Annotated in this window: 14 protein-coding genes; 1 reads left to right on the forward strand and 13 read right to left on the reverse strand. The window is 40.0% G+C overall.

The genetic code is table 11. The features are described from left to right. Positions 1-58 precede the first annotated feature (58 nt). The 8 genes from rplP to rplC form a co-directional block, all read right to left on the reverse strand. On the reverse strand, positions 59-481 hold the full coding sequence (gene rplP, locus HPC41_RS01770) for a 50S ribosomal protein L16 (RefSeq protein ID WP_046674870.1): 423 nt from the start codon (positions 479-481) through the stop codon (positions 59-61). A gap of 62 nt (positions 482-543) precedes the next feature. Next, positions 544-1,335 (reverse strand): 30S ribosomal protein S3, encoded by a 792-nt coding sequence (gene rpsC / locus HPC41_RS01775; protein WP_108636201.1) that lies wholly within the window; start codon positions 1,333-1,335, stop codon positions 544-546. Positions 1,336-1,346: 11 nt separating this feature from the next. Then, positions 1,347-1,781 (reverse strand): 50S ribosomal protein L22, encoded by a 435-nt coding sequence (gene rplV / locus HPC41_RS01780; RefSeq protein WP_077438121.1) that lies wholly within the window; start codon positions 1,779-1,781, stop codon positions 1,347-1,349. A gap of 6 nt (positions 1,782-1,787) precedes the next feature. Further along, complete coding sequence (gene rpsS / locus HPC41_RS01785) at positions 1,788-2,054, reverse strand: 30S ribosomal protein S19 (RefSeq protein WP_002997495.1); 267 nt, start codon at positions 2,052-2,054, stop codon at positions 1,788-1,790. Continuing rightward, on the reverse strand, positions 2,054-2,881 hold the full coding sequence (gene rplB, locus HPC41_RS01790) for a 50S ribosomal protein L2 (RefSeq protein ID WP_172392283.1): 828 nt from the start codon (positions 2,879-2,881) through the stop codon (positions 2,054-2,056). Before rplB ends, rpsS begins: the two co-directional genes overlap by 1 nt. A 6-nt stretch (positions 2,882-2,887) precedes the next feature. Next, positions 2,888-3,178, reverse strand: a complete 291-nt coding sequence (rplW, locus tag HPC41_RS01795; protein WP_120261737.1) for a 50S ribosomal protein L23 — start codon at positions 3,176-3,178, stop codon at positions 2,888-2,890. A gap of 1 nt (position 3,179) precedes the next feature. Continuing rightward, positions 3,180-3,809: a 50S ribosomal protein L4 gene (gene rplD, locus HPC41_RS01800; RefSeq protein ID WP_070570413.1), complete on the reverse strand. Its 630-nt coding sequence runs from the start codon at positions 3,807-3,809 to the stop codon at positions 3,180-3,182. Between the two features lie 5 nt (positions 3,810-3,814). Beyond that, a complete protein-coding gene (gene rplC, locus HPC41_RS01805; protein WP_104385215.1) occupies positions 3,815-4,432 on the reverse strand; it encodes a 50S ribosomal protein L3 in 618 nt (205 codons plus the stop codon). A gap of 340 nt (positions 4,433-4,772) precedes the next feature. On the opposite strand from rplC, the gene HPC41_RS01810 reads away from it, so the two are divergent. Then, positions 4,773-5,243, forward strand: a complete 471-nt coding sequence (locus tag HPC41_RS01810; RefSeq protein WP_172392284.1) for a DinB family protein — start codon at positions 4,773-4,775, stop codon at positions 5,241-5,243. 214 nt (positions 5,244-5,457) lie between these two features. On the opposite strand, the gene HPC41_RS01815 is transcribed toward HPC41_RS01810, so the two are convergent. The 5 genes from HPC41_RS01815 to HPC41_RS01835 form a co-directional block, all read right to left on the reverse strand. Next, positions 5,458-6,411 carry a helix-turn-helix transcriptional regulator gene (locus tag HPC41_RS01815; protein WP_172392285.1) on the reverse strand — a complete coding sequence of 318 codons (954 nt, stop codon included), beginning with the start codon at positions 6,409-6,411 and terminating at the stop codon, positions 5,458-5,460. A 138-nt stretch (positions 6,412-6,549) separates the two neighbouring features. After that, positions 6,550-7,824, reverse strand: a complete 1,275-nt coding sequence (locus tag HPC41_RS01820) for a glycoside hydrolase family 88 protein (protein WP_172392286.1) — start codon at positions 7,822-7,824, stop codon at positions 6,550-6,552. Positions 7,825-7,977: 153 nt separating this feature from the next. Beyond that, complete coding sequence (locus HPC41_RS01825; RefSeq protein WP_172392287.1) at positions 7,978-9,246, reverse strand: DUF2264 domain-containing protein; 1,269 nt, start codon at positions 9,244-9,246, stop codon at positions 7,978-7,980. A 170-nt stretch (positions 9,247-9,416) separates the two neighbouring features. Then, positions 9,417-11,261: a RagB/SusD family nutrient uptake outer membrane protein gene (locus tag HPC41_RS01830; RefSeq protein WP_172392288.1), complete on the reverse strand. Its 1,845-nt coding sequence runs from the start codon at positions 11,259-11,261 to the stop codon at positions 9,417-9,419. Positions 11,262-11,272: 11 nt separating this feature from the next. Beyond that, positions 11,273-14,545, reverse strand: coding sequence for a SusC/RagA family TonB-linked outer membrane protein (locus HPC41_RS01835; RefSeq protein ID WP_172392289.1), 3,273 nt, complete (start codon positions 14,543-14,545; stop codon positions 11,273-11,275). Between the last annotated feature and the right edge of the window lie 11 nt (positions 14,546-14,556).

Here is a 14,556-nt window from a genome sequence, read left to right on the forward strand (position 1 = left end):
TATATATAGCGTTAGGGGTAACGGCCCTAACGCTTAAATGATGACATTACCAAGATTTTTATGCTTCAACGTAGTCTCTACGAATCACAAACTTAGTTTGAACCGGAAGTTTTTGAGCTGCAAGGCGTAAAGCTTCTTTGGCAATTTCCAAAGGCACACCTTCTGCTTCAAATAACATACGGCCTGGGCGTACTACTGCTACCCAGTATTCTGGAGCACCCTTACCTTTACCCATACGTACCTCTGCAGGTTTTTTCGTAACAGGTTTGTCAGGGAAAATACGAATCCAAACTTGACCTTCACGTTTCATATAACGTGTAACCGCAATACGAGCTGCCTCGATTTGACGACTAGTGATCCATGCTTGCTCCATTGTTTTGATACCGAAAGAACCGAAAGCTAACTCCGCTCCACGAGAAGCGTTACCTTTCATGCGGCCTTTCTGCATCTTTCTGAACTTCGTTCTTTTTGGCTGTAACATGTTCGTATACTTTTTAAATCTGCTTCCTCAGCAGGTTTTTGTTGTAATCTAAATAAACTCTATTAATCTTTTTTCGGACCACGGTTATTTCCACCACGGTTGTTTCCACCACGACTGTTTCCACCGCGACCACCTTTGTTACGGTTGTCACGACGTTCGCCACCACCTTCGTGGTTGCCACGTGATTTTACACCAGATGCTTGACCAATGTTTGGAGATAAGTCACGTTTACCGTAAACCTCACCTTTACAGATCCAAACTTTGATACCAATTTTACCGTATGTAGTCAATGCTTCAGCTAAAGCGTAGTCGATATCAGCACGCAATGTGTGTAAAGGAGTTCTTCCTTCCTTGTATTGTTCAGTACGCGCCATTTCAGCACCACCTAAACGACCAGAACACATGATTTTGATACCTTCTGCACCCATACGCATGGTAGAAGCGATTGAAGTTTTCATTGCACGACGGAATGAAATACGCGCCTCTAATTGCTTAGCGACACCTTCAGCTACTAACTTAGCATCTAACTCAGGGCGTTTGATCTCGAAAATGTTGATTTGAACATCCTTTTTAGTCAGTTTTTTCAACTCTTCTTTGATTTTGTCAACCTCTTGACCACCTTTTCCGATAACGATACCTGGACGAGCAGTGTGAATTGTAACAGTGATACGTTTTAAAGTTCTTTCGATAACAACTTTAGCTACACCACCTTTTGCGATACGAACAGAAAGATATTTTCTGATTTTTTCGTCTTCAACTAATTTATCGGAATAGTTTTTACCTCCGAACCAGTTAGAATCCCAACCTTTGATGATTCCTAATCTGCTACCTATTGGATTTGCTTTTTGTCCCATTTCTCAATAAATTAGTTTTGTTCAACGTTTAATTTGCTATCAACTACCAACGTAACGTGATTTGAACGTTTACGAACTCTGTATCCGCGACCTTGAGGAGCTGGGCGCAATCTTTTCAATTGACGACCTCCACCTACTGATACTTCTTTTACAATAAGTTCGCTTTCTTCCACTGATTTACCTTCGTTTTTGGCTTCCCAGTTTTTGATTGCAGATAATAATAATTTTTCTACACGAGCAGCAGCTTCTTTACTAGAGTGTTTCAAAATGTATAATGCATTTTCAACACGCTGGCCACGAATTAAGTCTACCACTAAACGCATCTTACGAGGCGAAGTAGGGCAGTTCAATAATTTGGCATCCGAAGCTCCACCTTGTTGAGCTTTCTCTTGCTCTTTGCGTTGTCTAATTAAGACAGACTTTTTAAGTTTTTTTGTTGCTTCCATTACCTATTATTTTTTCTTTTCTGCGTGGCCTCTGAATGTACGCGTAGGCGCGAATTCACCAAGCTTGTGACCTACCATATTTTCTGTTACATAAACAGGGATAAATTTATTCCCGTTGTGCACTGCGAAGGTATGGCCAACAAAATCAGGTGAAATCATTGATCTACGAGACCATGTTTTGATAACTGACTTTTTGTTAGTTTCATTCATAGAAAGAACTTTTCTTTCTAAGTTGTGATCGATATAAGGACCTTTTTTAATTGAACGAGCCATTATTTTTTCCTTCTCTCAATGATGTAACGATTCGATGTTTTCTTCTTGTAACGTGTTTTGAAGCCTTTAGCTAATACACCTGTACGTGAGCGTGGGTGACCTCCTGAAGTACGGCCTTCACCACCACCCATTGGGTGATCTACTGGGTTCATTGCAACACCACGAACTCTTGGACGACGACCTAACCAACGTTTGCGACCTGCTTTACCTAACACTTGGTTAGATCTTTCATGGTTCGATACTGAACCAATTGTAGCAACACAAGTCAATAAGATCATACGTGTTTCGCCTGAAGGCAATTTGATGATGGCATATTTACCATCACGAGCAGACAATTGAGCATAAGTACCAGCCGAACGAGCAATTGAACCACCTTGACCAGGATTTAATTCAATGTTGTGGATGATAGAACCCAATGGAATGTTTGCTAATGGTAATGTATTACCAACTTCTGGGGCAACTTTGTCACCTGCTACTACAGTTTGACCAACTTTTAAACCAGCTGGAGCAATGATGTAGCGTTTTTCACCATCTACGTAGTGCAACAATGCAATACGAGCAGTACGGTTTGGATCGTACTCAATAGTAGCTACTTTTGCAGGGATATCTTTTTTATCGCGTTTGAAATCAATTAATCGGTATACTTTTTTATGTCCCCCACCGAGATAACGCATAGTCATTTTACCGGAGTTATTACGACCACCTGATTTCTTGTTGATTTTTACTACTAACGATTTTTCAGGAACGTTTGTAGTAACATCAGAATAATCTGCGCCTATTCTGAAACGAGTACCAGGGGTTACCGGTTTGAATCTTTTAACTGCCATCTTAAATTATATAGTACTGTAAAAGTCAATAGTTTCGCCATCTTTAATAGTAATGATAGCTTTTTTATACTTAGGAGCTCTACCAGATACGAAACCTGCTTTTGTGTAACGGCTTTTTGCTTTACCTGCTACAACTGCAGTGTTTACAGCAAGAACTGTCACACCGAACATAGCTTCAACAGCTGATTTAATCTGGATTTTGTTTGCTCTGTGATCTACTTTGAAAGCGTAACGGTTTAATTTTTCCGTTAACAATGAAGCTTTCTCAGTCAAGATAGGTTTTTTGATAATTTCCATATTACTTAGCTAATGCTTCCTCCAAAGTTTTAACAGAATCTGTCGTTAACAATAATTTTGTTGCATTTAATACATCATATGTATTTAAATCAGAAGCAACAATAACTTTTGCTTTTTTCAAGTTTCTGCTTGATTTATAAACAATTTCATCGTAAGCTGGCAATACCAACAATGTTTTCTCATCAGCTACGTTCAACGCATTTATTAAAGCAACATAGTTTTTAGTTTTGATAGCATCGAATTTTACTTCATCCAATACCACAATATTATTATCTTTTGCTTTGTAAGACAACGCTGATTTACGTGCTACTTGTTTCAATTTTTTGTTCAATTTGAACGAGTAGTCACGAGGTTGAGGACCGAATACACGACCACCACCATTAAACAATGGAGATTTGATAGAACCCGCACGAGCACCACCAGTACCTTTTTGTTTGTGTAATTTACGAGTTGAACCCGCGATTTCATTACGTTGTTTAGATTTGTGAGTTCCTTGGCGTTGGTTCGCTAAGTATTGTTTCACATCCAAATAGATCGCATGATCGTTAGGCTCTAACCCAAATACCGACTCAGGAAGTTGCACCTTGGCACCTGTTTCTTTACCTGATAAATTTAAAACTTTAACTTCCATCTCTACTATTTGTCTACGATTACATAAGAACCTTTAGCTCCTGGAATGGAACCACTAACAACGATAAGGTTTTGCTCAGCGTAAACTTTCAACACCTGTAAGTTTTGAACTTTAACCCTGTCACCACCTGTACGACCAGCCATGCGCATACCTTTAAATACACGTGAAGGCCATGATGAAGCACCTAATGAACCTGGAGCACGTAATCTATTGTGCTGACCGTGAGTCGCACCACCTACACCACCAAATCCATGACGTTTCATTACACCTTGGAAACCTTTACCTTTTGAAGTACCAACTACATCTACGAATTCGCCTTCCTCGAAAAGTGTAACGTCAACTACGTCACCAAGTTGTTTTGCATCTGGAAAAGTTTTAAACTCTACCAACTTACGCTTAGGCGTTGTGTTTGCTTTCGCAAAGTGCCCTTTCAAAGGAGCTGTCGTGTTTTTCTCCTTAGCTTCGTCGAAACCAAGTTGAATTGCCGAGTAGCCATCCTTTTCTTCCGTACGTATCTGCGTAACCACGCACGGCCCGGCCTGAATCACTGTACAAGGAATATTTTTCCCATCAGCGTTAAACAGGCTCGTCATTCCTACTTTTTTTCCAATAATACCTGACATGTTGTAAATTAATTAATTAAAAGTCCTTCGAAGCAGTAGGGCTTCGCTCAAGACACACTATTCCCATTAAGGGACTGCAAAGTTAAAAACATTTTTATAACTGTCAAATAATTAGTGAATTATTTTTTTTATTTTCTACTTTATTCTATCTCCAGTTAGTATTCATCCAATCACACGGCTCTCTTTCCCGATCACGATAGCCCTCCGAAAAAAATAAAAAACAAGATTTCTATTTTCCTACTGCCATACAGCTGTCATTGGTTCACCTAATTTTGACATGTCTTAACAAGGTAAGACGTTTAGAATAGACTAAAATTTAAATTCTTTAAATACGATAATCATGAAAACAGAAATCATTTCCAAGAACGAACTACTTGTACATTGGTTAGGCCACAGAAACTTAACAAGACAAGTGATCGAAAAATTTCCAGAAGAAGCACTTTTCAATTATAAAGTAGAAGGCATGAGGACATTTGCTGAAATGATCCAAGAGCTTTTGGGTATTGCTGTCCCAGGGTTACAGGAAATTGTCAATAATAAAAGCGGCGAACTTAATGAGAAGTTTAACTATACGAGCAAAGCTCAACTATTACAGGCCTGGGATGAGGCTACTCCACAGATCAGTGCATTATTCGACAAGATTCCAACAGGACGTTTCTCCGAAGAATTTAACCTGTTCGGACAATACAATTCGCCGATCATCCACAGTATATTCTATTTCATCGATAATGAGATCCACCACCGTGGTCAAGGATTTGTCTATTTACGCTTGTTGGGTATCCAGCCTCCATTTTTTTGGGAGCGGGATTAACTTGTTAGATGAGAGATATTAGATTTGAGATGGGAGATTCTAGTATTACTAGTCGAAGACGCTCTTTATAATATTGGAGACCTGCCACATTATTATCACTGACATTTTAAAATCTATATCATATAAAAATACTTGTTCGGGTTCAATTCAGACACCGGACAAGTATTCTTTTTAGTAATCTCTCGACGCCCCCCCAAGCCCCCCTAACCTCAGATTAAACCTGTTCGATTGCTGCCGCCAGCAATCGTTTTACGGTTTCTTTTAGCGATTCCGGCTCGATAATCTTTCCTTTATCAGCAAACATCAAGTACCAGCGTGCGAATCCACCCTCCACGTTAATGCTTTCAAAATGCATTTCTACATAATTATCTGTCACCACCTCTTTCTGAAACCCGAAATAGTGACGATCCCATTCCATATACCGCGCCATCTCCCTATCTACCCGGATTACCACTTTCGTGGTTGGCATTTCATGGCGCTTGTTTAGAAAATAAGAAAGCTCGGGATGTTCCTTTCCAAAATTGTCAGGAAGCATTCGGATATTACTGATCCGATCCAGACGAAATTGTCTATAGTCCTTCCTGAGTTTACAAAAAGCAAGTATATACCAGAACTTACTCTCTACAAAAATACCAACTGCTTCGATCTCGCGTTTTTCTGGTACCTTATCCGAAGGCTTGGAATAATAAATCTCCACGCATTTTTTTGCAGCTATACTCTCGATAAGCGTATTGGTTCCGTGCGTCAATTTTTCATTAAACTGATGGCGGCCGCCTCGAACGAGAAAATTGTCACCCAACAAAGCAACATGTTCCTTTTCGTTCCCTCTCAAAATAGCCTTCATCTTGAGCATAGCTGTCGTAAAATGGTGGGCGAGATTCTTGTCTGTATACTTCTCAACCAATTTTTCTGCTGCAACAAAACTCAATGCCTCCTCCCTGCTAAATTGCAGGGGCGGCATTTTATATCCTTCAACTAGTGAATAGCCATTTCCTGCTTCACCATAAATAGGGATTCCAGCTTGCATCAGCGATCGGATATCACGATAGATCGTCCGTAGGCTTACTTCATATCTTTCTGCCAACGCAGCAGCAGTTACCACAGGCTTTGCCTGCAGATGCATATAAATAGCGAGTATACGATCAAATCTTTTCTGAATGTCGGTCATAAGGATAAAGGTACAAGTTATTCCATGTTTTTAAGCAAAATCATAAGGACTAATCAACTACATAACAAAGCAAAAAATCACGATCCAACACTTCGAATCGTGATTTATTTTGTTTAAAAGTCTCAGGAGACATCATTATTATTGCTTGATCACTTTTTCTCCATTGAGCATTCGATCATATCGGATCAATGCTTCAACATAATAGTAATCCGCATAAGTCAATGGTACATCGACTTCGGTTTTATGTGGAATAGAACCGACACTATGTTTCAAAATATAACCACCCGCTTCCTTATACTCTGCTTTATATGGTTTTGACGAGAGTGACCGCAACATATGCTCTGCCTTCACAATATACAGTTGGCTTTCACTACCACGAGTATACTGTGCCAATTCTAATAGTGCTGAAGCAGTAACCGAAGCGGTAGATACATCACGCAGATCCTTTTGGCTATAGTACTTACTATCTGGAGTAAGCTTATTTTGATCCATATCCCAGTATGGAATTAAATCTTTCGGTAGATTGGGATGATTCAAATAAAATTGGGCGATATGACGTGCTTGTTCTAGATATTTCTTGTCACCAGTCTCCCTGTACATCATTGTATAACCATAAAGTCCCCAAGACTGTCCCCTGGCCCATGCGGACTCGTCAAAAGCACCTTGCGCGGTCTTTCTAGATATAATGCTTCCATCTTTCGGGTTGTAATCCACGACATGGTAGGAACTATAATCTTTTCGATAATGATTGATCATCGTTGTATTGGCATGCCGCACGGCAATATCCCGATATCGCTTATCGCCCGTCATTTTAGAAACTTCCGTCAAAAACTCCAAATTCATCATATTATCGATAATCACAGGATAGGTCCAAGGCTGACCATCCCAGTTTTTGCCACCGTCCCATGAACGAATAGTCTTTGGAGCCTCATGGAAACGTGTTGCCAATGAAGCTGCACCTGTACTTAAAACTTCCTTGTAGGCCACTGAATCTCCGGTCAATCGCAAGGCATTACCAAAACTGCAATACAACATAAACCCTAAATCATGGGTTCCTTTGTTATTCTTTTCTTTTTCAAGATGTTTTAATTTACGTTTTGCTTCGACCAATAACTTTTCATCCTTGCTATATTCGTATAGATATAACACCGTACCGGGATAAAATCCCGAACACCACCAGGTCGAACCCCAATTCACATATTTGCCATCCTTATAAGTCGTCGGCATATCTGATTCACTGATCGATTCAGCAAGATAGCTAATTTGTTTACGAGCATCCTCCAAATTGGAATGAACGAATTCTTTGTCAAGCTCTAACTTAATCGACCCTAAGCTTTTCTGACTGGAACAGGAAATTCCTTGTATTCCCAGCCCAACCAGTAAAGCACCTGTAATATAGTATTGTATCTTCATTTTTTAGTATTGAGTATTTAGATGCACATAATGCAAACCTTCGGCTTATTTAAGTACATTTTTTTTCCAGTATTTAGATTAAGAAGAAGGGGCTCAGTACTCTATTTAACGAACCTGCAACTTGCCATAGCCATCCCCTAATCTTTGCTCTTTTTAATAGCTAACATAGTAATCCTTGGGAAACTGCTCTGCATCCCAACATTTTTGCGATGTCCATTTCTGTGGAGCGCATGTCCAGAACTCGTCCGTAGCAGGTAATCCCAGCGGGAGGAATGACAGCGATGCCACATACATCGAACCCGCATTTGTATAGTAATCTGCTAGATTCGTTTGTTTGTCCCCTACCACGCCCATGCGAAGCCATCCCGAAGGGGCAAAAGTTTTATCAATATAGATATGCCTGAGTACCGCTGTCAACGCAGCCCTAACCTGACCTTTTGAGATATCTTCTGGCAATTTATCTTCTAAAGCTACCGCTGCCAAGGGCTGGAAAGCCGCATTCTTATAGGTAGACGAACGCCCCACAACCACATAATGTCCCTCTGGGGATATCATCCGCTCTAGATGATGCGCATAGCGCTGCATACGTTTATAAGCCCGTTCATACATTTCTTTATATTTCCCACCAGCTGAAATATTATGGCGCAACGATTCGACTTGCATGCAATGGATCACATAGCCATTGTAATGATCAAAACTAAATCGAGCCCCATCACTATACCAGCCGTCACCGACATACCATTCCTGGTCAAATTTATTGACCGCATAATCTATTTTTTCACGGGCACACTCTTCTCCTATACTATACAGAAATGTCTCGGTCATTGCTGCAAAAAGCAACCAGTTACTTTCATTGGGTTTGATTTTGCGCAATAGCTTAAATTCTTCTACAACGCGTTTTTTGGTTACCTCTTCCAATGGGTCCCACAACGCTTTTGGTGCTCTCAGGAAAGCGAGAGCAAGATGTGCTGCATCCACGAGAGTTTGTGACGAAGGTCCCCGCCAGGTAAAATAATCCGGAGATTTCGGATCGACACCATATTGTATCCCAAGTAATGCCTGATCGCATAATTTTTTACGCAATTTACCTTCCGCTGTCGCATCATTCGGTAATGCTAGCCAAGGAGCCATACCAGCCAATAATCGGCCAAAAGCTTCCAAATACCCGACCCCAGAATCTCTACTATCAAAAGTTGGGCTCACCTCCATTGGCATATTTTTACGCCATTGCTGCTTACTGATATTGCTCAATATAGGCGTGGCCATCTTGTGTAGGATAGATACCCAATAGGCACGATCATTATCGCTATAGTATCGGTTTGCGGAAGTACTATCATTAGCTTTTGCTTCCACAGCCAAGGATGTTGCAAATGCACCCAGACCAGCTCCACCTAGCAGTTTTAATAAGACTCTTCTTTTCATCAAAAACGGTTTATAGGTAGCTCTACTTAAACACTAAGTATTACACCAAACATTAAAAATCTTTATTTTAATATAAAAAAACAAACCAAAAAGGATCAATCACTCTAGCAAACGATTGCACGAGCGATTGATAACAACTTCTTTACGTAACACAAAAGGATCTGACTGATCTACCAACCCGTATTTTGGGTTAAGCTTGTATTTCGTTGTCTTTCCAGTTCAGGAATAGGCCAGGTATAAAGCTGATCCCCTAAGTAGGTGTATTTGTCTACGATTGCACCCCATGGTTGTTTATTTCCAGCATTACCACCAAACACTTGATCCTTCCATGATTTCCATCTCAGCTCATCAAAATAAATAACACCTTCGCCAAAAAACTCTCGTCTGCGTTCATTACGAATTCGGCTGGTTAAATCAGATTTATCACTAACAGTGGTAGCCGCAGAACTATTTAGCAGTCCCACTTTAGCACGGGCACGGACTTCGTTTACTTTGTCAATCGCAAGTCCGGTTTGTCCTTTTTCATTTAAGGCTTCTGCCCACAACAACAAAACATCTGCGTAACGTATTACTGGATAATCTATGTCACCGGCGACCCTGCTTGGAATAGGAGGTTTACCTCCTTCATATACAAATTTGCGTGGCAAGTAAAAATACTGGCTTTCAATATCCGTTCTTAAATCAAAAACATTGTTCAACTGTTCGATATGAGGCCATCGAGAAGTGAAAGTTTGATCGGAAGTACCGTTCATTCCCACAAAAGTCGAGTAAGGTAAAATAACATTCGCACTTAAACGTGGATCTCGATTTTCAAAAGCTTTCTTTAAACGAGCCTCATTTCCATTTTGCAGATAAAGTCCAAAATCGAGCCCACGTTTTGGATCGACCAAATCCGTGTATTTAGCAGGTTTGTTATTAGCCTGAGCTACTTGCTGTACGTTATCGCGGATGAAATAAATTTCTCTTTTTGCTGGAGCCATAGCGTTATAGCCTGGGATAATATCATCCCAATTGAATTTACTACCATCTTTATTTTCATACAAATCAACAAAATCGGGGCTAACCAAATAACTATCCCAATTGGATCCAAACGCAGAACGGCTACCAAAGTAGAACTGCATGGTCGATCCATAATTATCCAGTGCAATGTTCTGAATAGAGAAAATCATTTCGTCAGATTTCTCATTCACAGCAGTAAATAGCGTTTTATAGTCAGGAAACAGTTGATGCCCCGCATCTTTAACGGCCTGAAAATCTGCTATCGCTTTATCCCAATCCTGCAAATACATATACACTTTACCGCGCAAAGCATAAGCCGCAGACTTTGTGATACGGCCGAACTCCTTACTTCCAGCCGGAAATTTTGTCGGCAGGTTAGTTTCGCCAATGCAATCACTAAGGTCCTTTATAATAAAATCCCAAACTTCCTTTTCTGTATTTCTAGGTTTAGTTGCCTCATTATAATTTGTTGGCGCATCATATAGGGGTACTCCTTTATACAATTGATTTAATCTGTAATAATAAAATGCCCTCAAAAATTTCACTTCGGCCAATAACCGTGCTTTCTTTTCCGGTGCGGAAGGCGAAATGTTACTTATCCCATAAATCGCATCATTAGCGCGATGTACACTTTCATATAGTTCCTTCCAAACGTCCGCAAAAATCCCTGAAGAAGTGTTGGCGGTTGCATTTAGCAACGGATCGCCGCCCCTTGGTATTAGTGTATTAGACAGACGGTCATATTGATAAAGCTCGCGATTATTTGTTCCTCCTGTAGCATATCCAAAACGTAATGCCTGATACACACCATTTACGCCAAGATCAGTGTAATTATCGGTTGTCCACATTTTATCCTCAGGGACTTGCGTATTTGAGGTAATATCCAATAAATCCTTTTTGCATGATCCCATTGTACCTAAGACAATAGCCAACATGGAAATATGTCCTAAGCATTTATTATATTGTTTGTAATGCATATATAATCTACGCACACCTATCGTTAATATTTTCTTCATTTGTCTTAGTATTAAAATCCAAAATTCAAACCAAATGCATACTGTTTCATCGTCGGATACTTAGCACCCGCTCCGATTTCTGGGTCAGCTCCAGGGAATTTTGTAAACATCAATAAATTCTCACCAGAGAAGTATACGCGTAGATTGCGCACATGCAAACGTTCTGTAAGCTTATTATTAAAGGTATAACCTATCTGCAAGTTTCTCAATTTGATGAAGTCTGCATCGTAGAGGTAATAATTATTTGCTACGTTATTGATAGTTTCGCCATTATATTTTAAGCGAGCATAAGATCCAGTGATATTTGTCCGAAAATCGCTAGGATTAGCAGGATCATAGAAATAATGGTCATCTGCTACCCGTTTTGAAATGCCATTTCCATCACGCACAATATTGTTGCTGTAACCCTCATCATTCCAATAATATTGTAATTTCCCTTCCCCTGACCACAGCATTTGCAGATCAAATCCCTTATAGGAAAATCCCAAATTAAAACCATAAATATACTTCGGAATATCAGAAGTTCCTGTGAAATCAAGATCATTCTCATTTCCGTAGATCTTATCTCCATTTAAATCTGCGTAAAGAAAATCACCGTAATAAAGCTGTTCTTTGCCAAGCGTATTTACCGGAGAGAAACTGTACCCTGCAGTTTTCATATCCTCCGCCCATTTATAATCTGCTTCGGTGCGGATCATACCATCTCGCGGCCCTCCATTCGGATTGACTAATCCATCATTAGAATAGTAACTGCCATCACCCTTATATCGTTCTCTTACATAAAACTCTCTATATAGATGACCTTCCAAGTTGCGTTGGTTAGTTCCGACAGCATTTGATACTTGTCCAATATTAGTACTATAGGTATTCGTACCGTTTAGGTCATTCCAACCTCTTAACAGCTGCCCCTTGAGTTTAGTCACTCTACTTTTGTTGTAGGCAAAATTACCGCCGATATTGTAGCTAACTTCACCAATTTTATCCTTCCAGGTCAGATTAAGTTCAATACCGCTATTACGCATTGCAGCAGAATTGACAATTGGGGCTGAAGTGTTACCAGTTGTGAGTGGCAATTGTTCAGGAACCAATATTCCAGAGGTGAGTTTATTATAGTAATTTACCTCAATGTAAGCCTTACTCTTGAAAGTAGAAAATTCCAACCCGACCTCTTTATTTTCGCTTTCTTCCCAAGCTAATAGCCTATTCCCGAATTTGCTCCGTTCTAAACCACTAACTTGTGCTCCGCCATAAGAGTACCCCACGTTTCCATAAAAAGCAAGTGCCGGAAAATAATTCTCACTATTTGGATCCCCATTATTTCGATCATTTCCTAATTTACCCCAAGACCCACGTAATTTAACATTTTGAACATAAGGTTCTAGACCTTTCATAAACGACTCTTTGGAAAGCAACCAACCCAAACCTACAGACGGGAAATAGCCAACTTGCTTATCCTTTCCAAATTTTGACGATGCATCTCGGCGTAGATTGAATTCAACAAGGTATTTCCCATCAAAATCATAGTTCACCCGTCCAAAAAAGGAACGCATACTGGTTTCATATTCGTTACCATCAATGCTGTTCATCTCATTTGCTGTACTAATATTGGAAATCGTTGGATCAATAACTCCCCTTTTTGATGCTGAGAATATGTACCATTTTGTTTGGAATTCATTATGCCCTAATAATGCCCCAATATTGTGCTTTCCTCTTGTTGTTTCATAACGGAGTACATTATCAAATGTTAACGTACGAAGATTTTCATAGCTTTGGGAGAGTGTCAAATTTGCCGCTACGCCAGCAGGAAAGACAATTGCACCAGTTGCAAAATTATATTTATCTACAGGAATACTGCTACCTGTCTGCTCTCTAAAGCGGGTCAAATAGTTAAATTTAGTCTCAAACGTTAATCCTTTGATAATTTTCACATTAGCAAAAATTGTGGAATTAAAATTCGATACTTTGTCCATCCCCTGAGGCTCGTATAGATACTGCATCAAATTGTTCAACTGAACAGACTCTTCTGCTGCTACAGCGCCGCCAAATTTTCCATCATACATCGGATAAACTCCAGGTGTCGATTGCCGTAAGAAATTATACAAGTTGTCCACATTTGCCTTTTTTCTATCTTCTGTTGAGGCAAAAGTGTTTGTTCCAATCGTTAATCGGTCTCCAATTTTGGTACTTAGGTTCGTCCTCAATTCATACTTCTTGGCACCCGTATTTTTCATAATACCTGGATTGTCCAAGATACGTCCTGAAATCATATAATTAGTAGACTCTGATCCACCTGTTGCTGAAATATTATGACTTTGAAGCCAGCTCGAGTTATAAATCCAATCTGTCCAATCGGTATTTGGATAAGCTATATAATTTGGTAAACCGGAAGGTGCTAAAACACCATTTGGATCTGCATTTGCTTTTTGCCATTGCTCGATACTAGATTCAGCATATTTTGCCGGTTTTCCCAAGTTAAATGTTCCCTCATTCATTAACTCCATATGGCGCACATAGTCTGATACAAACTCAGGTGTTCCCATAGGTTTAGTCTTCGATAGAATTCCTGAATAAGCCAATTGTGTCTTTTGATTCGCTTTGCCCTTTTTCGTTGTTATCAATATAACTCCATTGGCAGCACGCGTACCATAGATTGAGGCCGAAGAAGCATCTTTCAATACTGAGATTGTTTCTATATCATTAGGATTTACGGCATCCATTGTCCCCACAATTCCATCAATCACAACCAGTGCTTCCGCATTATTCATCGTACCGATACCACGTACACGAATAGTTGCACCGTCCGCGCCTGGACGCCCCGTACTTTGTTTCACCTGTACACCTGCAGCAACACCGCTTAATGCTGTAGAGACATTTGTTACGGGCCTATTTTCAATTTGTTTTGCATCAATTGTACTTACAGATCCCAAAAGTTTTTCTTTTTTCTGCTTCCCGTACCCTACAACGACAACTTCGTCAATAACCGAACTCGTACCATCCATAGTTACATTAACGACATTCCGTCCGTTGAGGGCAATTTCTTGGTTTTGGTAACCCACATAAGAAATTACTAGTGTTGCGTTGGGACTGACGGACAACGAATAGGTTCCCGATCCATTTGTGGAGGTTGAGAGTGTCCCTCCCTTTTCTCGAATTGTAACACCTGATAATGGTGTTCCTTGACTGTCTTTGATTTGTCCTGTAACATTTACTTTCTGTTGGGCGTTAGCGACACCAACAGCAAATAATGTCATAGCGGACAATCCAATTACGTAAAACTTAGCCATACTTTAGGAAA

This window comes from Sphingobacterium prati, assembly GCF_013167215.1.
In the GTDB taxonomy this organism is placed as follows: Bacteria; Bacteroidota; Bacteroidia; order Sphingobacteriales; family Sphingobacteriaceae; genus Sphingobacterium; species Sphingobacterium prati.